The following is a 19129-nucleotide window of genomic DNA, read 5'->3' on the forward strand; positions in this document are numbered from 1 at the left end:
ACCCAAACAACGTGAAGATGCAGCACTCATTGAGCTTTACTGACGTTGTGATCAAGGCGTTCCTTTGCCGATGTAGTGAGCGCCATCAAAAAGGGACCACACCGAGCATCTTCAGGTTGCTTGGGTATACATATAAGCAGTCGCAGAGAAAGCAACCCGTTCAGTGTGCGTTGGGTTGAGGCTTATTAGCACTTTTCCCTCGACATACTTTCCTTGTTCGCCAACCCGAGATCAGAAAACCTCGTTGCCTGTGCGTTCGCCTTGTTCAAACGCCGTGAGGTTGGAGAGGGTGGTTTCAGCAATATTTCCCAATGCTTCTTCCGTCAAAAACGCCTGATGTCCTGTAAACAGCACGTTGTGGCACGCAGACAGACGACGGAAAACGTCATCTTGAATCACATCATTCGATTTATCTTCAAAGAACAGATCTTGTTCGTTCTCATACACGTCAACGCCGAGTGAGCCGATTCTGCGGCTTTTTAAGGCATCTATGGCGTCTTGGGAGTTGATCAATCCCCCGCGGCTGGTGTTGATGATCATCACGCCATCCTTCATTTTCGCAAACGCGTCTTTATCCAGCATGTGATAGTTTTCGCGCATGAGCGGGCAGTGAAGAGTAATGACATCTGATTGCGCGTAGAGCGCGTCCAAGGTGACATAGCTCGCCCCCAATGCAATCGCATCTGGGTTTTCGAACGGGTCGTGAACCAACACATTCATTCCGAGCCCTTTGAGAATACGGATCGTCGCGACACCAATGCGTCCTGTGCCGACAACACCGACTGTTTTGCCGTGGAAATTAAACCCCGTTAATCCTTCAAGATTGAAATTCGCATCACGCGTGCGCTGGTAAGCACGGTGCACGTGGCGGTTCAAACTCAACATCAATGCCAAGGTGTGCTCTGCGATGGATTCAGGCGAATAGGCGGGTACACGCACAATTTGAAGACCGAGTGATTGCGCGGCATCTAAGTCAACTTTGTCATAGCCCGCACAACGCATGGCAATCACTTTTACGTCATGGGTTGCCAGTTCTGCGAGCACTTCTGCGTCTAAATCATCATTCACAAAGGCACAGATAGCGTCAAAATCTGAAAGCAACTTGGCTGTTTGCGCGGTGAGGCGAAAATCAAAATAAGTGAGATCGTGGTTGAATTCGGCGTTGTACTTTTCGAGGGACTGTTTGTCGTAAGACTTTGTACTGAAAACGGCAACCTTCATGATGACTCCCTTTGAGGGTTTGAATGCGACTGAGTATTACGTCATAAGGAATTGAAATGGTTTCACTACGAGAAAGATGGGCGAAGGGAAGGGCGTTTTCAACCATGTGACCGAATAAAAACGAGGAATGCGTGCTACATGCTGAATGTTTGTACGATTTTGATGGGTGGAATGGATATGACGGTTTTATCGCGTCATCCTTTCATCTGGCATGTAATTTGCTGCTATTTTTGTTATTGCCGCCTCGACATTGCCGCTTTTCCGACGTGATGACGAACGTTTCATAAACAAAAGGATTTAGCATGAAATCGCTAAGGATTGTTGCTGTTTCAGCCATTTTACTCTCAGGTTGTAGTTACGTATCAACATACGGTGTGCACGCGAAGTTGTTGGGGGCAGAGCACCAAATTGTCGAGTGCCAGTATGAAGCGGCACTGGATACCTTGCAGCGATTCACTGTCGTGGGCTCGAATAAAGAGAAACAGCACGCTTTCGAATACATGGGCGTGATCTATCAAGAAAAGATGGACCTTGAAGCATTTAACCACACGGTTGACCGATTTTTATTCAGTGACATGGGCCGAGGAAAAGACCGCGCTGTGGTGATCACTGAGTGGAATGAAAAGCGTCGCGTGCTGCGAGAGCAACGTGTAATGGCGATAGGACAAGCAGAATGCGCGACAAACTTTGCTAGCCCGTCATGATGACATCACAGAAAAAGCCGTGATCCTGTTTCCATCCTTTTAGGTGAGTCGCATTTTTTTTCATCCTGTTAATAGATAAGGAAACTTTCCTGTTTACCTCACAGTTTTCTTATTCATCAAGTACTAAATTAGCTGCGTGTTCAAAATCAGTCAGTAATGCAAGGCCGCCACTTACCGACTGATTCTGAACCAAAAGACTTTCATTTCTTTCTGTTTGGTTCTATCAACTGAAAGGAATAAATGAGAGGGCAACCATCGGGTTGTCAGCTTAAAACACGAGAGAAACCAGCTCCGGTATTGGCCTACCGTGCTGGTTTTTTTCATTTCTGCCCTCTGAGTTTCTTTGTCGCACTATGAATAGCGATAAGGCTTGCCAGCTTGTTCCATCACACTCGCGTATTGTTTAAATATATCGACAACCTGCTTCGCTCGCGGACTGGTTTCTGCCACCTCATCCCAGAATTTATAGGCCTCAAGTTCGACCTGTCGCCATTCTTCATCCGGGATGGTCGTTAACTGCATTTTCGTGCCACTGGTGCGAAGTTTTGCTTCCCCGCCCCAATACCAATGCTGACGATAGTAGTGAGAGCTGTCCATCATCATATTGAACAAGATCTTTAAGTGTTCGGGCAATGCGTCCCACCGTTCCGAATTGGCAAAAAACGAGCCGCACCAAGCACCGGAGATGTTATTGGTGAGGAAGTAGTTAGTCACGTCAGCCCACCCAACGGTGTAATCTTCCGTAATGCCTGACCACGCAATGCCATCTAACTCGCCGGTTTGAACGGCTACTTCCACGTCCTCCCATGGAAGGGTGACAGGAATAACGCCAAAGCGCGTCAAAAAGCGGCCAGCGGTAGGGAAGGTGAAGATGCGTTTACCTTTCAAATCAGCGAGACTTCGAATGGGTTCCACCGTCGCAAAATGACAAGGGTCCCATGAGCCTGCACTGAGCCACGTCACGCCTTTGACTTCGCCATAGGCTTCTTGCCAGATTTCCTTGAGACCATATTCTTCAAACAACACAGGCACATCTAAGCTGTATCGCGTGGCGAAGGGGAAATACCCCCCAAAGACGGAAACGTCGACGGGTGCTGCAATGGAATCATCATCGCTTTGAACGGCATCGATGGTGCCTCGTTGCATGGCGCGGAACAACTCGCCAGTTGGCACCAATTGGTCTGCGTAATACAGTTCAATCACCATTTCACCATTTGCTGCAATGTTGAACGCATCCACAGCCGGTTTGATGACGTGTTCGGCCAATGCCGGACCTGCATACGTTTGCAATCGCCATTTGATAGGCTCTTTGGCCGAGACCACGGCGGGTGCGCCTAACACTGCTGTGGCGCTCGTTGCGCCAACAATGCCCGCTTTTTTCAAAAAGTCGCGTCTGTTACTCATCGCTATGTCCTTATTTCACGTTGTTGTACTACGCACATCCATGTCACCAGATGCGCTTAACTCAATGACTGTAGGAGCTCATCATTTGCATCGACTGCTTCATCGAAAGCGTCAACGACTGTAGTGCCATTCCGGCAACCACAGCGCCACTTGTGGGAATGCCATGACTATGACCAACGCGAACATCATGATGAAAACAAACGGAATAATGGAACGATAGATGTCTTTAAGGCTAATCTCTGGCGGCGCCATGGCCCGCATTAAGAAGAGGTTGTAGCCAAACGGTGGTGTCATGTAGGCGATTTGACAGGTGATGGTGTAAAGCACGCCATACCAAATCAAATCGAAACCAAGGAGTTTTACTAACGGCACGTAGAGTGGAGCGACAATGACCAACATGGCGGTGTCGTCCAAAAACGTCCCCATCACTAAATAGGAGAGCTGCATCAGGATCAAAATTTCCCAAGGGCTTAAGCCCAAGCGATTGACGAACAAGGCTTCGATGGCTTTGACGGCACCAAGGCCATCAAAGACTGCGCCAAAACACAGGGCGGCAAGAATGATCCACATGAACATGCAGCTGACTGAAAGGGTTTTTCGTAGCGTATTTTCCATCACATCTTTGGTCAAACGACGCTTTATGATGGCGGCCAATGTGGCAGCCAATGCGCCCACGGCTGAGCTTTCGACCAAGCTGGTCACGCCCAGCAAGAATAAGCCCGTCATTGAGAAGAAAATACCAAGGGGTAAGATGCCCGCCCGCAGCAATTTGAGTTTCTCTGCCAAAGGCACATTGCGCTCTTCTTTTGATAACGCAGGGCCAAGTTGTGGCTGCATTTTGCAGCGAACAACAATGTAGATAATGAACATGGTTGCCATCATCAAGCCGGGGAACACGCCTGCTAACCAAAGTTTGCCGACCGGTTGTCGCGCAATCATGCCATACAGCACCAGCACGACGCTTGGCGGCACAAGAATACCGAGCGAACTGCCTGCTTGAATCACCCCCGTGACCATGATTTTGTCATAGCCTCGCCGTAACAGTTCGGGCAAGGCAATACTGGCACCAATCGCCATGCCTGCCACACTGAGCCCGTTCATGGCCGATACTGCCACCATCAGCAAAATGGTCCCGATGGCAAGCCCGCCATGTATCGGGCCCATCCAGACATGGAACATTTTATAGAGGTCTTCGGCGATACCTGACTCGGAGAGCATGTACCCCATGAAGATGAACAAAGGCAGTGTCAGCAGTGGGTACCATTTCATCAATTTCATGGCAGCGCCGAAGGCAATCTCAGAGCCGCCATCACCCCATAGCAGCAAAGAGGCAATCACTGCGACAGACCCGATGGCGGCGAATACGCGCTGTCCAGTCAGCAGCATCAGCATCATGGACGAGAACATCAACAGGGCGATCAGTTCATAACTCATTGGTTGTTCTCCTGATGCGACTTCTCTTTGTTTTCGGAAGAATCTTTGCCAATGCTCGGCATCCGTAACGTGGCAAGATCTTTGAGCAAGACAGCGGTGGCTTGCAATATCATCAAGAAGATAGCGATGCACATGGTGGTTTTTATCGGCCACATATACGGCCGCCACGCAGAGTAACTGCGTTCGCCATATTCAAACGCATAGGTGGTGCTTGAAATGCCGCCGTAAAGCAATACGCCGAGATAGACCATGAGAAAGAGAACGGTAAAGCAATCAACGAGGGTTTTTGTGCGAGGCGACCAATCACCATAGAGTAAATCCATCCGCACGTGTCCGTTGAGCTGCATGGAATAAGGCCCACCCAGCATGTAGTAAGCCACCATGGCAAACTGTGCCATTTCCAGTGTCCACAATGAGGGGAAGAAAAAGGTTTTAGAGACCGAGGAATACACCAACACGCCAAGCATGACGAAAATCAGATACATGGCGAATCGACCCACGTAGTAGTTAATCGATTCAACAAATCGTACATAGGCAGCTAATGGCGAAGGCAGATAATCCAACATTTTGTTGGCGTCATCCTGTGGTATCTGCATTGTGTACTCCTGTTCTCACGATACTGATAAGTTGATAAACGTTAAGATTTGGCAGCGCTATGACGAAGAAATGCCAACATCCACGCTGTTACGCGTTCGCTGTCTGCGTGACGTGAAAGCGATGTTTGACCCGCTGAAATAACGTCTTTGGGAATACGATCGCGCCGAAACTCCATTAAGTCGTGAGAATAATCACGGCTGAACTCTGGGTGACCTTGAATGGCCAAGAAGTTGCCGCCCACGGTGTACATCGATATGGGACAGAAGGCATTGCCCGCTAAGGGTTTGCTGTCGGGTGGCAAGATGGACACTTGGTCTTGATGGCTGACGACCAATGAAAAATCGTGCTCATTGGGGTTAATCCAGCTTTCAGTTTGAGTGATGTTATCTTTCAGAAATGCGCTGGTGGCGATACCCACGCCCCAGCCATTCGTTGAACGTTCAACTTCGCCGCCTAATGCTTGCGCCATCATTTGATGACCAAAGCAGATACCGACAGTGGGTTTTTTAAGGGTATAGAGCGTAAGCACAAAAGCTTCAAAGCGTTTGATCCATGGGAGATCGTCGTAAACGCTAAAGCGACTTCCAGAGATAATGTAGCCATCACATTCGTCGATATCTGTCGGATATTGGCATTCCATGACGCGATAAAACGTCAGCGCGAGTGACGGATCCGCGTTCAACAAAATAGATTCAAACATGTTGGGGTAGTTCAGATGGTCTACCTGAAGTTCAGGTGTCACATCGTCGCAGAGCAATACACCGATTCTCATGCGTTTCCCTCACTGATTCGCTGTTTACGTGCTTTGGCGATGGCAAGTCGTTACTGCGACTTGGCTTCCACTAGCTCAAATGATTGCCATTCACTGCGTTCATGAAGAGCAGGCTGTACTCTTCTGCACTCAAGGCGATGGGGTTGCCGCCTGCTGATGGGTCTTTCACGGACATTTGGCCGACCAGAGCCGCGTCTTCAACCGAGATGCCAATCTCACTCAATTGATGGGGGATACCCAGTTCTTCCCGCAGTTCAACGACCCATGCAAGAACGGTATCTGTGCCCGTTCCTTTGCGTTCTAATCCAAGATAATTGGAAAGGCGGACCATTTTTTCTTCAATTTCATTGCGGTTGGCATTGAGAACATACGGCATCAAAATGGCGTTAAGCAGTCCATGGTGGCTGTTGTATAACGCGCCTAACGTATGGGCGAGGGCATGCATTGCACCTAGGCCTTTTTGGAATGCTGTTGCTCCCATGCTTGAGGCCACCAAAAGCTGCATGCGGGCGTCACAGTCGTTTCCATGTCTAAACGCTGTCGGAAGGTACTCTTTCACCAAGCGGATGCCTTCGATAGCGATACCTTCAGCCATCGGGTGAAAGCTCGGCGAACACAGTGCTTCAAGGTTATGGGACAGGGCATCCATGCCTGTCGCTGCCGTTATTGAAGCGGGGAGTTCAAGGGTCAATACTGGATCCAGGATGACGTGTTTAGGCACCATGTTCGGATGAAAAATAATGATTTTTCGCTTTTGGCCTTCATGGGTGATAACGGATGCACGACCGACTTCGGATCCTGTGCCGGCAGTGGTTGGAATGGCAATAATGGGAGCAATGGCATCCGGGTTCGCGCGAAGCCAGTTATCACCGATATCTTCAAAATCCCATAAGGGATGAGATTGGCAGGCAGAGAGTGCAATGGCTTTCGCGCAATCCAAGGCTGAACCGCCGCCAAGGGCAATCACACCATCATGTTGCCCCTCGACAAAAACAGCATTTCCATCTTCGACATTCTGGCCTGTTGGGTTGCCTTGTACGTGGCTAAACAAGGCCACTTCAAGCCCTGCATTTGTGCACAAGTCGATGGCGGTTTGTGTCATCGACAACGCCGCAATACCCGGATCTGTCACTAACAATGGATTGCGCATCCCAAGGTTTAAACATGCTTCGGGTAAGGTCGAAAGTGCGCCCTCACCAGCAATCATGGCGGTGGGGTAGTGCCAAACTGACAAACTCATACTCTCGACTCCTAGCGTTTGAAATGAAAAGATTTAGGACGTGTTAAATGCTCAAAACCAATCTGAGAGAGTGTGCAACCGCGTCCGCTGTTTTTGATGCCCACCCAAGCAAGTGCGGGGTCGAGATAATCACAGCGGTTTAGAAAGACGGTGCCGGCTTCCACCTGATCCGCGATGTGTTCACCCCGTGATTCATCTTCGGTGAAAACAGCTGCGGTCAGCCCAAACTCACTGTCGTTCATGAGTGAGATGGCTTCGTCGTCATCACGGACGGCTTGAATCCCCAAAATCGGCCCGAAGGATTCTTCCGTCATCACACGCATGGAGTGATCGACATTGATCAATAATTGCGGGGCAAGATATGGCGTTCCTTGCTCGCTGGCCGTGAACAACTCTTCGTTGATGAGCGCTTTCGCGCCATGCTGAATGGCTTCTTGGCTTTGCCCTCTCACAAAATCGGCGGCCGCTGTTTTTACCAGTGGGCCCATCGTTGTATCGGGGTTATCAGGGCGGCCTAGTCGATAATTGGTCACAAGTTCAATCGACTTAGCAACCACATCGTCAAACACGCTGTGGTGAACATATAAACGTTCCATGCCACAACATGATTGTCCGGAATTAAAGAAGGCCCCATCAATCACGGTGTCGACGGCGTTGTTAATGTCAGCATCTTCGCGGATATAGGCGGGGTCTTTTCCTCCTAGCTCAAGGCCGACACTGATAAATCGCCCAGCGGCAGCGCGTTCAACAACAGCGCCGCCAGGCACTGAACCGGTGAACGCTACATGACGAATTTGACTATGTTGGATGACAGATTCGGTATCTGCATGGGTTAAATGCAGGTATTGGAATACCCCTTTAGGGATGCCAGCTTGCGTAAACGCGGCGACCATTCTTTCCGCACAGAGCGGCGTTTGAACGGAATGTTTCAGCAGCACTGTGTTTCCTGCCAACAGCGCAGGAACGATGGCATTGACGGCGGTGAGGTAGGGGTAATTCCAAGGGGCAACGACGAACACAGTACCCAGAGGAACACGTTTGATGTAGCGCTTAAAGCCTGCCTTTTGTGGCAATTGGATAGGCGCGAGTGCTTCAGGTGCGATGTCTATCATGTGCAAGGCACGTTCTTCGAACCCCGCGACTTCGCCTTTTGTATACGCGATAGGGCGGCCCATCATCCACGTGATTTCGTTTGCAATGGCATCGCCTTGGCGTACAAAAATGTCCACGGCGTTTCGACAAAGTGTTTGTTTTGCTTCTAAGGACAATGCTTGCCAATCTGCCTGCGCGCGCTTTGCATTGTCCAGTGTTTGATTGATCTGGTTTGCAGTCGCATATGCCTCGTCGACATACACACTGCCATTGATGGGTGAAATGGTTTGAAAACGTTCCATGTCAGTTCCTTTCGTTGGGAGTCACCACCCGCAGTTGTGATACCACTGCGCGAACGAGAATATTCAAAGGGATCTAGATAATTTCGAAGTAACGGTCGAGCTCCCAATCCGTGACATGTTTACGGAACTCACGCTCTTCCCATTCTCGTGACGCAGCAAAGTGTTCAACGAAGGCATCACCCAGCATACTTTTTGCCGCATCAGACGTTTTGAAGCGTTGGGCGGCTTCCCAAAGTGTGCTTGGGAGGTGAAGTTCTGCAGGATGATCTTGTTCATAGGCATTGCCCACAATGCGCTCGGTGGGTTCCATCTTGTGTTCAATACCATAAAGCCCAGAAGCGAGTGCTGCGGCGAGGGCGAGGTAGGGGTTAGCATCTGCAGCCCCTAAACGGTATTCAATGCGCTGAGATTTTTCAGAACCCGGAATGACACGTAAAGATGTGGTGCGATTTTCAACGCCCCACGTCGCGGTTGTCGGTGCCCAAAAGCCGGGGATCATACGCGAATAACTGTTGATGGTGGGGGCGATCATGCAAAGGAATTCCGGCATGAGTTTTTGTTGTCCCGCCAAAAAATGTCGCTGAATGTCACTCATGTTTAGCTCTGCGTTTTCATCGTAAAACGCACTTTTCCCGCTGGCTTTTTCTCTGAGAGAGACATGAATGTGGCCGCTCTGTCCGGGATAGTCGTTTGTCCATTTCGCCATGAAGGTGGCCATCATTTCATTTTTCTGGGCGAGTACTTTCATGTAGGTCTTAAAGAGCGCGGCTTTATCTGCTGCATCTTTCGCGTTGTCGTAGGTGAGAGCAGCTTCAATGACGCCGGGGCCTGTTTCAGAATGGATGCCTTCGATGGGGAAGTCCATGGATTCGCCCATCGCGAGTATCGCTTTGTACAGCCCTGAATAGGTGGAGTTGCGGATCATGGAATACCCGAACCAGTCAGGTGTGATGGTGCGGAGATTTCGGAAGCCTTTCTCTCTTGCAGAGTGTGGGGTTTCGTCGAATAGGAAGAATTCGTATTCCAATGCCGCGTAAGCATCAAAGCCCATCTCTTCGGCTTTTTCTAATACACGGCGCAGCGTGGCACGCGGACAGACAGCTTCTGCGTCACCTTCAAATTCAGCGATAAAGAGCAACATGCCATCTTCATCTAACACTTCACGACAGGTATCAGGAAGAACTCTTGCGCCAGCATCCGGGTAGCCGGTGTGCCACCCAGTGAATTTGGCATTGTCGTAGAGTTGGTCTTTGACATCCCACCCTAAAACAACATCACAGAAAGCAAAACCGCTATCAAGCGAAGAAAAGAACTTATCTTTCGACATGTATTTGCCGCGCATGACGCCATCATTATCAAACAAGCCCACTTTGACGTGCGTGAGTTTGCGTTCTTCGATGATCTTTTTCGCATCCGCTGCTGTTTTTACGTCGCGCGCTTCCATTCTTGCTCCTTACTCATATCTGTAATGCGTCACTGGATCAGTGTTCACAACGATAGCCGAATAGGTGACGGTGAATTTTCAATGGCAAACTGTGCTGCTGTGCTTGTTTCGTTTGTTTGTCTCGCTGTATTTGTCTCTAGGTGCCAGTCTCGTCAAAAACGGGCCTTGTCGAGTATTCGTTTCGTTGTAAAACCAAAGATAGGGGATGACGTTGACGTTCGGCTACAACAATCACATTGAGTAAGACAAGACTATAAGCAGAGGTAATAGTGTTACCACGGTCAAGGCTATGAAAACTTCCCAACGCGGATTTTCCCGTCTAACCAAGGGTAATGCTGGTGGATTTTCGCAAGGAAGTGTTGGCGGAGAATAGTGCAGCTTCCTTCAGCAAGCACGTCTGGCAAATCACCCAGTTCATTTCGACGCGCGATCAGCGTTAAGTATCTATAAAAAATGTCTTTTTCTGGAAGAGGAAGGCAGCAGAGTTGATGACGAAACACCTCACCCTGCATCAAACAAAGGGGGGTGATCAGTGCCCAGCCGAGGCCTTGAGCAACCGCGGATAAAACGGCAAAGGTATTGTCGAATTGCATTCTATCGGGCACGTCCAAACCTTGTTGATGCAGATACGTTTCAATCGACTTACCGATAAGACTTTGTTTGCTATATCGAACCATGTCCAAGCGTTTGCTTAGTGCAAGCAGCGACGTGCATGATTGAGCATGCTCTGAATGAAATTGCTTGGGTAACACCAGAACAAAGGGTTCTTTGAGGATTTGGTGCCGACGTAAGTTTTCCTGATTTTCGAGCGTATCATCAGAAATAATAATATCGAGGTTTCGACTGAGTAAGCCTTGTTGATGAAGATGTGAATAGCCCGTGCTCATGGTCCAGTTTTCTGTGTGTTCTTTGACAGTATCAATAATGGGCTTTCCAACCGTGGACGCGAGCGAATCAACCATGGCGATCCGCACCAAATGAAGGCTATCAAAGCTGCCTTTGGTCACGACATGCTGGGTTTTCTTTGCTTGTTCGAGAAGGTGGACGGATTGGTCATAGAAATACCGCCCAGCAACGGTGAGCTCAACAGGACGCACACTGCGATCGAGCAGTTTGACGCCAAGGTTGGTTTCTAGCTGGGCGAGAATTTGTGAGACAGCAGATTGAGAAATGTCTAACTGTAACGAGGCTGCGGTCATATTGCCTGCTTTGGCGGCAGTGATAAACACTTCCAATGATTTGAGTTCAAAGCCTAGCGATCGCATTTGTGCCTCCTGCTTTGTATTCGATCCTTAATAGGGTTATTAACCTTGGTGACAACTCTGTCACTGCGTCATTATCAAGCGTAGCAAGTGCATTTGAATTCTTTGCTAACCACTTCGTACTACACGGTATTGAACGTCTTAGAAAAAGGAATCGGGATGAAAAAACGGTGCTCAAGGTGAGCACTGTTTTTTAGTTGTCGCGGTTTGCCTCTTCACAGACGCTTCTGTTTGCTACCCGCTAACAAGGTTAGGCAGCCAGAGTGTCAGTGACGGGAAGAACGCGATGATGAACACCCCGATCACAGAGGCCAACACGAAGGGGTGAATGCGTGCGGTGATTTGTTCAACCGTTGAACCGCCAATCCCTGATGCCACAAATATGTTCTCCCCTAAGGGCGGTGTGGCAAAACCAATCGAAAGCGTACATACAATCACGATACCAACATGGGTTGGGTCAGCCCCCAACATATACATGATGGGCAATAGCACCGGCACAATGATCATAATGGCAGCAAGGGTTTCCATGAACATGCCGATGAACAGCAATAACATGATGGTTAATGCCCACACCAAATACATATTGTCCGTCACGCTCAATAGCGCATCAGCAACATGAACAGGAATGCGCTGTTCTATTAACAAGCGACCAAATACCGTGGCGGCAAACAAAATTAACAACACTCGTCCTGTTATCCACGTGGTGGTGGTGAGGGATTTCAGTACGTTTTTGAACTTCAATTCTTTGTGCAGGAAGAAGCCAACAAACAGGGAGTAGAAAATAGCGACAACTGCGGATTCTGTCGGCGTGAAGATGCCGCTGTAGATGCCGCCGAGGATCAGGAAGGGGGCAAGAATTGACCAAATGCCGCGTCGAAGAGATTCATTAATGTCATCAGTAGACCAGGCTTCTATCAACCCCTTATAGCCACGCTTTTTCGAGATGACGTAATTGGTAATGAGTAGGGTGGATGCCATGATCAACCCAGGGATCACACCTGCTATGAAGAGTTTTGGAATCGACACCGTATCAAATTGCCCATGCAAGGCGATGGCCTCGGGCGGTGCCATGAGCCCCATGGCGGCGATGCCGAAAATCACGATTGGAATTGAAGGTGGAATGATAATGCCTAAGCCACCACTGGCTGCTGTTACGGCAGACGCATAACTGGGTTCATATTCGCGTTTCACCATGGCAGGGATCATCAACATGCCGACTGCTGCGGTGGTTGCTGGGCCTGAGCCTGAAATTGCGCCGAAGAACAGGCATGCAAAAACCGTTGCTGCACCAAGACCGCCAGTAACAGGGCCGGCCATGTTTTCGGCAATGTCCACAAGCCGTTTGGAAATACCAGACGCTTCCATGAGTGCACCCGCAAGCACAAACGACGGCAGTGCCATGAGTGGGAAGTTACCCACGGAGGTAAAGGCGATTTGTACGAGGGCGATGGGGTTTTTATCTAAGATCAAATAGGCTGCCATCGCTGCGCCAGCCAATGACACGGTAATGGGCGCACCGAGTATCAATAGTGCTAAGAAACCGCCGAATAAGATGAGCGTTAAATAGGCTTCCATGGCAATTTCCTCCTTGTTTTGTGGCTATGAGTGGGATTCACCGTTTTTGGCATCATTTTCATTTCTTTCACGCTGAAGCTTTCTGATTTCTTCTGCTTCAGGGTCGTCATGCTCTACGCCTTTAATGCGGTCAATCATGTTCCAAAGAATGCGAATCGACATAAGGAAGAAAGCGATAGGTAAGATGAGGTAGAAATACTTCATCGGAATACCTGTCGTTTGTGACTTCCAGAACAGGTTCATTTTATTGAAAACAAAGTCATAGCTCAGATACACAAAGTAGAGGTTAAACGCTATCCACAAGAGATCAGCGATGGTTTCGCACACGGTTTTTACCAAGGGTGGGAAGAACTTAAAGTGAAAACTAACGCGATTGTGGGCAGACATTTTGGCGGCAACAACCGCACCTAAATACGTAAACCAAACGAACAGATACGTCGCGACCTCATCGCCCCACGGGATTGAGTATTGAAAGAATTGACGTAGCAGGATTTGAGAAAACAGAAGCGTGACAAACACGGCCAATAACAAACAACAGGTGTATTCCTCGATTCTGTTTAGGTGGCTTCGCACCTTAACGATCACAGACATGGCTTTCTCGAACTTCAAGTATTGAATAGTGACCCGCACCAAGAACGTGGTGCGGGTTGAGGTAGGCGTGCTCAGTTATCGACATCATGGTCGAACTGTCGTGACAGCATCAACAGCGTGTTTGGCTACTGATGCTCGCCAACGCATTTATCTGCCGAGCAGGTTTAAGGCGTTATCCAGCTTTTCTTTACCGCCAATGCTCTCGTAGAACTTCGGCCAAACTACCGTTGTAATGCTGTCGATCCATTCCTTTTCGTTGTTCGCAGGCTCAGTGATCTCCATGCCTTTCGCCGCAAGGTCTTTCTTTATACGGTCTTCGGTGGCAAGTAAGAACTCATAGCTATGCTCGGTAGCGGCTTGGCCCGCTTCCAAAATGGCTTTCTGAATCTCAGGGGATTGCTCTTGGAAAACGGCTTCGCTGACAATGAGTGGTTCAAGGGAGAAGATGTAGCGAATGTTGGTGACGTATTTCTGTACTTCGTTGAATTTCATCGCAGCAATGGTGATGTAGGGATTGTCTTGTCCATCCACCACGCCTTGTTGAAGCCCAGTAAATGTTTCAGACCACGCCATGGGTGTTGGGTTTACGCCGAGTGCTTGATAAGACGCAATCATGATTTCATTGCGGGGTACGCGAATGACCATGCCTTTCAAATCTTCAGGTGTTCTGACCGGGCGCTTCGAATTGGTCAGCACACGAAAACCAGAATACGCCCAACCGACAATGCGTACACCGGCATCGCGTAAGGTGTTGTCCACCAACTCTTTACCAATGTCGCCTTGTGTAAGCAGCTTTGCTTCCGCCGCGGACTGGATGACATAAGGCATGGTGAGCAAGCCTACTGTCGGAGAGAAGGGGGTGACGTTATTGATCGCCAGTACAGAAAAATCCAATAAACCAATTGCTGCATTGTTTACTGTGTCTTGCTCTGTGCCGAGTTGCCCGTTGGGGAATAAATCGACAGTCACCTGACCGTTAGTCTTTTCATTGAGTGTTTTGGCGAAGGTTTCGCCGAGCTCCCATTGTGTGCCGCCTGCGGCGTCACCCAATGCCATTTTAAATGTCTTCGCCGCGAGTTGCGGAGAGAGAAATGCTACGCAAACTGCGGAGACGATTGCGAGTACATTGCGTCTAATAAGTTTCATGCTTACAACCTCTTGAGTGAATGAACTATCTTCATTTTTCCAGGGCGTTGCAGTCCGAAATATGTCGGGCTGATCTTACTATCTCTGTGTGTTCAGCTCTTTTGGGCCGCGCTCATGGCGGTCTTTATGGCTGTGATTTTATTAGCGCAATAAATCGAAAAAATGTGTCTAAAAGTGATGTGTAACATCAGAATCAATGAAGAAATAAATAACGAAATCCGTGTGCGTTTCTCGTCGCTCGCGACGCGCTAAATGATTTCGTCTTTTAGGTGATACCAACGATACAGAAACCGCTGACCCATTCGACGGAACGGGGCGAGGTATTCAGATTCGATGATGTTTTGAACGTTGGGATAGGGCAGTCGAGATTGAAAAATAGGCAAATTCAATTCGGACTTATCGCCTGCAATCCATTGGGCTAAACGCTTACCTGCTTGAGCGGAATACATCACGCCATTGCCGCCGTAACCGAGTGCGTAGTAGATGCTTTCGTTTTCGTTGGGTTGGACGATTCTCGGCATCATGTCATGACTAACATCCACCCAGCCCCACCAGGAGTAATCCAGCGTGATGCCTTTCAGTGCGGGAAACTTTCGCACCATATCGGCATAGAGTTTGTTTTCGTATTGCTGCTTGGGCGCATCACAACCGGCAATCGAACTGCGAGAACCAATCTGCACGCGGTTATCGGGCAACAAACGGTAGTAGTGGCGTAGCACCCGAGTGTCTGTCAGCACTTGGGTTGTGTTGAAATTGCAGGCGTCTATTTCTGCGGGCGTCAGTGGCCTTGTCACGATGGAATTGGACAAAATAGGCAGAAGACGGTTTTTCACTTCAGCATGCAACCCTTGTGACGTATAACCGCCTGTGGCTAAACCAACTGCACGTGCCTTTACTACGCCGTTGGGCGTATTCAAATAGTGAATACCTTGCTGCGTTTTCCAGCTGGTGACGGGGCTGGAAGGGTGGACCTTCACACCCAATGCACGGGCTTTCTTCAAGTAACCAAACGCGAGTTTTGCTGGGTGAACGCCAATCCCTTCCGGCTCATGCATCGCGCCGGCGGCTTCGTTGTCATTCACGAATTGACGCTTGAAGGTGTCAGCATCAATGATCTGCGCATCATAATTGAAGGTGTCGCGAAGCAGCTTGGCTTCTTTCTCCAGCGATGGCATGACTTTACTTCGGTGTGCAATATAGAAATGCCCACCGGGCTGGGGATCGCAATCAATGTCTTTGATCAGCGATTTAAAGGTTTCCATGCCATCCATACACTCTTCGTGCATTTTGATGGCGGTATCAACGCCCCAGCGTTGAATCCATTGTGAGCGCTTTAGTCGCCCCGATGCGCATTGTGCTTGCCCACCGTTTCGGGTGCTGCAGCCCCAACTGGTGCGATTTGCTTCGAGCACGGTCGCTTTAATGCCGTAGTTTTCAGCCAGAAAAATCGCGGCGGTCAATCCAGTAAACCCGGAACCAACAATGACCACGTCGACATCCATGTCACCCGTCACAGGACCATCATCTTCAGGAGCAGGACCCGCCGTGCCAATCCAATACGTCGGCGCATATTCACGGCCATTCCCCGGCGTTTGGTCAATAAGGGGATCATACGCAGGGTCATAGGCACGGGATGCAGGGGTAGCGAGAAATGTATTCTCATTGTCGACAGCTGGTTGTTTGGTGATGGCTGAATCCATGACTCGCTCCTTGTTCATTCTTCAGGTTATTTGGGTTTACACCTTGGCCGTTATGACATGGCCTTTAACGACAAAGCCTTTTATGTGGCCGTTTTTTACGTTGCCTTTGACTGCGTTGTGTTTCACGTGTTGCTATTTACTAAGCCGTCCATTGTCGACTTGTCACTTACAAAGCGGGACGATCTTTTCTAAACGCGTTTTTTACGAGTATCTTGCCGTCCTTCAAGGTGAACACATCGACCATACGCGCTTCGATGCGGCTTCCATCTGGCTTCGTCGCACAAAACGTCGATTCCGTAATGGCCTTATTACCGTTCATTATTGTGTGCTCTGCGTCCTTCCATGCGACATCCGGGAAGGTCTTCCACACTTGTTCAAAGGCTTCACGGACATCATCTTGACCGGAAATAGTATTACCTTGAAGGCCACTGCCCGCAGCGGTAAGGAAGACACAATCCTGTGCCATAAAAGACATGAGTGCATCGACATCATGGTTGTTCCATGCCGCAGAAAAGGCGTCGAGAAATTCAAGCGTCGTGGCGGGTTGCGTGTCTGGGGTCGCGACGTTAGTCATGCTAAAACTCCTTTTTAGAGAGGGTAAAAATACCGTTTAGTTGGCTGTGAAAAGCGTGTCGAGGCGATGTTGAAATAAGACATCGCTCTCGACCCGCTTTGTTGGCCTAAGCCTTACACGTAGTCTTTGTATTTATCGAGGAAACGCACAGGTGTTGACAGTGCATCACGGCGGAACGGGTCACCCAATTCTTGTGTACACATGATTTCAATGACCGTGGTTTTGCCTTCGTTCATCTGCTTGTCGATAGCTGATTGAAGGGCTGGGCCAACGTCTTCTAAACGATCGACGGTGACGCCTTCTGCACCCATTGCGCGGGCAATTTCTGCAAAACTTTCGTTATCAAGTTCACCGGCAACGAAACGACGGTTGTAGAAATCGACCTGATTTTTCTTCTCAGCACCCCATTGGCGGTTATGGAACACAACGGCTGTAACAGGAATGTTGTGTCGCACACATGTCATGGTTTCCATCAAGCTCATGCCCCATGCACCATCACCTGCGTAAGACACGGCAGGGCGTTCCGGTGCAGCCATTTTCGCGCCAATGATGGTCGGGAAGGCGTAACCACAGTTACCAAAGCTCATAGCCGCAAAGAAGCTGCGTGGTTTTTCAAAGCGCAGATAGCTGTTGGCAATAGAGTTGATGTTGCCAATGTCGGTAGAAACCATAACGTCTTCTGGCATGGCTTTTTCAAGCTCACGCAGCACTTGGCGCGGGTGAAGGTATTCACCGCCGGAGAAAGGCGTTTCCTTGGCATTTTGATCAATCATGTCGAGGCTGAATGCATCTTTTTCATGCGTCCACTCGTCCAGCTCTTTCTCCCACGCATCCTGTTCTTGCTTCATCACAGCGATACGTTCTGCGGTATTTGCATCACAGGCGAGGGTGCGTCCGGTTAGGCGCTCAGTCAGTGCGACGGCAGCCGCTTTTGCATCGCCACAAATACCGACAGAAATCTTCTTCACAAGGCCAAGCATTTTGTGGTCAGCATCGATTTGAATGATCTTGGCTGTTTTCGGCCAGTAATCGAGACCGTGTTGAGGCAAGGTGCCGAACGGGCCTAAACGAGAGCCGAGTGCAATCACCACATCGGCTTGCGCCAACAGTTTCATCGCCGCTTTTGACCCTTGGTAACCCAGTGGGCCACACCAATGTGGGTGTGATGCGGGGAAGGAGTCATTGTGTAGGTAGCTGTTTACGACGGGCGCGCCGAGACGTTCTGCGAGCGCCTTACATTCTTCAAGGCCGTCTGCCATCACAACGCCACCACCAGAGATGATCACGGGGAATTTGGCTTCGGCAAGAATATCTGCCGCTTCATTCAAGCTGTTTTCACCGCCTGGGCCGCGATCGAGTCGGGCGGGTTTTGGAATTTCGCACGTCACTTCGCCATAGAAGTAATCGCGAGGAATGTTCAATTGGGTTGGGCCCATTTCACTCATGGCGCGGTCAAAGCATCGGCCTGTGTATTCGGCCATGCGAGAAGGGTGCGTGACGTGGCCTTGGTATTTGGTGAATTCTTGGAACATGGGGAGTTGATTACATTCTTGAAAGCCGCCGAGTCCCATTGTGGTTGTGCCTGTTTCTGGTGTCACGATGACAACAGGGCTGTGTGCCCAGTATGCCGCAGCAATGGCTGTCACACAGTTACTGATGCCGGGGCCATTCTGGCCAATAACGACGCCATGATTGCCTGAAACTCGTGAGTATCCGTCGGCCATGTGCGCAGCACCTTGCTCGTGCACAACGGGGATCATGCGAATGCCTGCTGGCGCGAAAATGTCCATGGCATCCATAAATGCAGAACCCATGATGCCGAACATGGTGGTGACATTGTTCGCCACTAAGGTTTCTACGAACGCCTCAGAAGGGGTCATCTTGGTTGGGCCTTCAACGACGGAACGCATCGCTTTCTCACTCATAGTTCTCTCCTTGAAATATTTCGTTAAATGGAATTAAATGTTTCGTATAACGGAATATTGATAAAAACTAGACGGAAGAAAACGTGTCGTCAACATAAAATTAACAAAGCGGAATGCTTTATTTGATTCGTCGGATTTTTGAGAAA

Annotated in this window: 16 protein-coding genes; 1 reads left to right on the forward strand and 15 read right to left on the reverse strand. The window is 49.4% G+C overall.

The annotated features are described in order from the left end of the window. Nucleotides 1-231 precede the first annotated feature (231 nt). The gene (locus tag BCT27_RS21220; protein WP_102316374.1) at nucleotides 232-1221 is read right to left on the reverse strand and encodes a 2-hydroxyacid dehydrogenase; all 990 of its coding nucleotides are present in this window, start codon (nucleotides 1219-1221) and stop codon (nucleotides 232-234) included. 302 nt (nucleotides 1222-1523) lie between these two features. Here BCT27_RS21220 and BCT27_RS21225 point away from each other — a divergent pair, with 302 nt between their 5' ends. Then, nucleotides 1524-1925, forward strand: coding sequence for a hypothetical protein (locus BCT27_RS21225; protein WP_102396697.1), 402 nt, complete (start codon nucleotides 1524-1526; stop codon nucleotides 1923-1925). 351 nt (nucleotides 1926-2276) lie between these two features. Here the strand turns inward: BCT27_RS21225 and BCT27_RS21230 are convergent, their stop codons facing one another. From BCT27_RS21230 to xsc, 14 genes are all read right to left on the reverse strand, one after another. Further along, nucleotides 2277-3329 (reverse strand): TRAP transporter substrate-binding protein, encoded by a 1053-nt coding sequence (locus BCT27_RS21230; RefSeq protein ID WP_017009996.1) that lies wholly within the window; start codon nucleotides 3327-3329, stop codon nucleotides 2277-2279. A gap of 111 nt (nucleotides 3330-3440) precedes the next feature. Continuing rightward, nucleotides 3441-4763: a TRAP transporter large permease gene (locus BCT27_RS21235; RefSeq protein ID WP_017009995.1), complete on the reverse strand. Its 1323-nt coding sequence runs from the start codon at nucleotides 4761-4763 to the stop codon at nucleotides 3441-3443. After that, nucleotides 4760-5359 (reverse strand): TRAP transporter small permease subunit, encoded by a 600-nt coding sequence (locus BCT27_RS21240; RefSeq protein ID WP_102396698.1) that lies wholly within the window; start codon nucleotides 5357-5359, stop codon nucleotides 4760-4762. The genes BCT27_RS21235 and BCT27_RS21240 overlap by 4 nt, the downstream gene beginning before the upstream one ends. A 41-nt stretch (nucleotides 5360-5400) precedes the next feature. Beyond that, on the reverse strand, nucleotides 5401-6132 hold the full coding sequence (locus BCT27_RS21245) for a glutamine amidotransferase-related protein (protein ID WP_102396699.1): 732 nt from the start codon (nucleotides 6130-6132) through the stop codon (nucleotides 5401-5403). A 70-nt stretch (nucleotides 6133-6202) separates the two neighbouring features. After that, nucleotides 6203-7372: an iron-containing alcohol dehydrogenase gene (locus BCT27_RS21250; RefSeq protein ID WP_102396700.1), complete on the reverse strand. Its 1170-nt coding sequence runs from the start codon at nucleotides 7370-7372 to the stop codon at nucleotides 6203-6205. Between the two features lie 11 nt (nucleotides 7373-7383). After that, nucleotides 7384-8766, reverse strand: a complete 1383-nt coding sequence (locus BCT27_RS21255) for an aldehyde dehydrogenase family protein (protein ID WP_102396701.1) — start codon at nucleotides 8764-8766, stop codon at nucleotides 7384-7386. 73 nt (nucleotides 8767-8839) lie between these two features. Next, nucleotides 8840-10210: a glutamine synthetase family protein gene (locus BCT27_RS21260; protein WP_102316382.1), complete on the reverse strand. Its 1371-nt coding sequence runs from the start codon at nucleotides 10208-10210 to the stop codon at nucleotides 8840-8842. A 287-nt stretch (nucleotides 10211-10497) separates the two neighbouring features. Next, complete coding sequence (locus BCT27_RS21265) at nucleotides 10498-11475, reverse strand: LysR family transcriptional regulator (protein WP_102316383.1); 978 nt, start codon at nucleotides 11473-11475, stop codon at nucleotides 10498-10500. A 231-nt stretch (nucleotides 11476-11706) separates the two neighbouring features. Then, nucleotides 11707-13047 carry a TRAP transporter large permease gene (locus BCT27_RS21270; protein WP_102316384.1) on the reverse strand — a complete coding sequence of 447 codons (1341 nt, stop codon included), beginning with the start codon at nucleotides 13045-13047 and terminating at the stop codon, nucleotides 11707-11709. 24 nt (nucleotides 13048-13071) lie between these two features. After that, entirely contained in the window at nucleotides 13072-13638 is a 567-nt protein-coding gene (locus tag BCT27_RS21275; protein ID WP_102396702.1) for a TRAP transporter small permease, read from the reverse strand. A 147-nt stretch (nucleotides 13639-13785) separates the two neighbouring features. Then, nucleotides 13786-14784, reverse strand: coding sequence for a TRAP transporter substrate-binding protein (locus BCT27_RS21280; protein WP_102396703.1), 999 nt, complete (start codon nucleotides 14782-14784; stop codon nucleotides 13786-13788). Between the two features lie 248 nt (nucleotides 14785-15032). Beyond that, nucleotides 15033-16484: an NAD(P)/FAD-dependent oxidoreductase gene (locus BCT27_RS21285; RefSeq protein WP_102392290.1), complete on the reverse strand. Its 1452-nt coding sequence runs from the start codon at nucleotides 16482-16484 to the stop codon at nucleotides 15033-15035. Nucleotides 16485-16650: 166 nt separating this feature from the next. After that, the gene (locus BCT27_RS21290; RefSeq protein ID WP_102396704.1) at nucleotides 16651-17058 is read right to left on the reverse strand and encodes a nuclear transport factor 2 family protein; all 408 of its coding nucleotides are present in this window, start codon (nucleotides 17056-17058) and stop codon (nucleotides 16651-16653) included. 113 nt (nucleotides 17059-17171) lie between these two features. Beyond that, complete coding sequence (xsc, locus tag BCT27_RS21295) at nucleotides 17172-18983, reverse strand: sulfoacetaldehyde acetyltransferase (protein WP_017009419.1); 1812 nt, start codon at nucleotides 18981-18983, stop codon at nucleotides 17172-17174. Nucleotides 18984-19129 lie beyond the last annotated feature (146 nt).

The organism is Enterovibrio norvegicus, from assembly GCF_002876705.1.
In the GTDB taxonomy this organism is placed as follows: domain Bacteria; phylum Pseudomonadota; class Gammaproteobacteria; order Enterobacterales; family Vibrionaceae; genus Enterovibrio; species Enterovibrio norvegicus_B.

What these genes read in the sequence shown, in the direction of transcription:
- BCT27_RS21245 (WP_102396699.1), bottom strand. Translation starts at nt 6,132, where the DNA reads ATGAGAATCGGTGTATTGCTCTGCGACGATGTGACACCTGAACTTCAG.
- BCT27_RS21280 (WP_102396703.1), bottom strand. Translation starts at nt 14,784, where the DNA reads ATGAAACTTATTAGACGCAATGTACTCGCAATCGTCTCCGCAGTTTGC.
- BCT27_RS21275 (WP_102396702.1), bottom strand. Translation starts at nt 13,638, where the DNA reads ATGTCTGTGATCGTTAAGGTGCGAAGCCACCTAAACAGAATCGAGGAA.
- BCT27_RS21265 (WP_102316383.1), bottom strand. Translation starts at nt 11,475, where the DNA reads ATGCGATCGCTAGGCTTTGAACTCAAATCATTGGAAGTGTTTATCACT.
- BCT27_RS21270 (WP_102316384.1), bottom strand. Translation starts at nt 13,047, where the DNA reads ATGGAAGCCTATTTAACGCTCATCTTATTCGGCGGTTTCTTAGCACTA.
- BCT27_RS21230 (WP_017009996.1), bottom strand. Translation starts at nt 3,329, where the DNA reads ATGAGTAACAGACGCGACTTTTTGAAAAAAGCGGGCATTGTTGGCGCA.
- BCT27_RS21250 (WP_102396700.1), bottom strand. Translation starts at nt 7,372, where the DNA reads ATGAGTTTGTCAGTTTGGCACTACCCCACCGCCATGATTGCTGGTGAG.
- BCT27_RS21240 (WP_102396698.1), bottom strand. Translation starts at nt 5,359, where the DNA reads ATGCAGATACCACAGGATGACGCCAACAAAATGTTGGATTATCTGCCT.
- xsc (WP_017009419.1), bottom strand. Translation starts at nt 18,983, where the DNA reads ATGAGTGAGAAAGCGATGCGTTCCGTCGTTGAAGGCCCAACCAAGATG.
- BCT27_RS21235 (WP_017009995.1), bottom strand. Translation starts at nt 4,763, where the DNA reads ATGAGTTATGAACTGATCGCCCTGTTGATGTTCTCGTCCATGATGCTG.
- BCT27_RS21255 (WP_102396701.1), bottom strand. Translation starts at nt 8,766, where the DNA reads ATGGAACGTTTTCAAACCATTTCACCCATCAATGGCAGTGTGTATGTC.
- BCT27_RS21260 (WP_102316382.1), bottom strand. Translation starts at nt 10,210, where the DNA reads ATGGAAGCGCGCGACGTAAAAACAGCAGCGGATGCGAAAAAGATCATC.
- BCT27_RS21220 (WP_102316374.1), bottom strand. Translation starts at nt 1,221, where the DNA reads ATGAAGGTTGCCGTTTTCAGTACAAAGTCTTACGACAAACAGTCCCTC.
- BCT27_RS21290 (WP_102396704.1), bottom strand. Translation starts at nt 17,058, where the DNA reads ATGACTAACGTCGCGACCCCAGACACGCAACCCGCCACGACGCTTGAA.
- BCT27_RS21285 (WP_102392290.1), bottom strand. Translation starts at nt 16,484, where the DNA reads ATGGATTCAGCCATCACCAAACAACCAGCTGTCGACAATGAGAATACA.
- BCT27_RS21225 (WP_102396697.1), top strand. Translation starts at nt 1,524, where the DNA reads ATGAAATCGCTAAGGATTGTTGCTGTTTCAGCCATTTTACTCTCAGGT.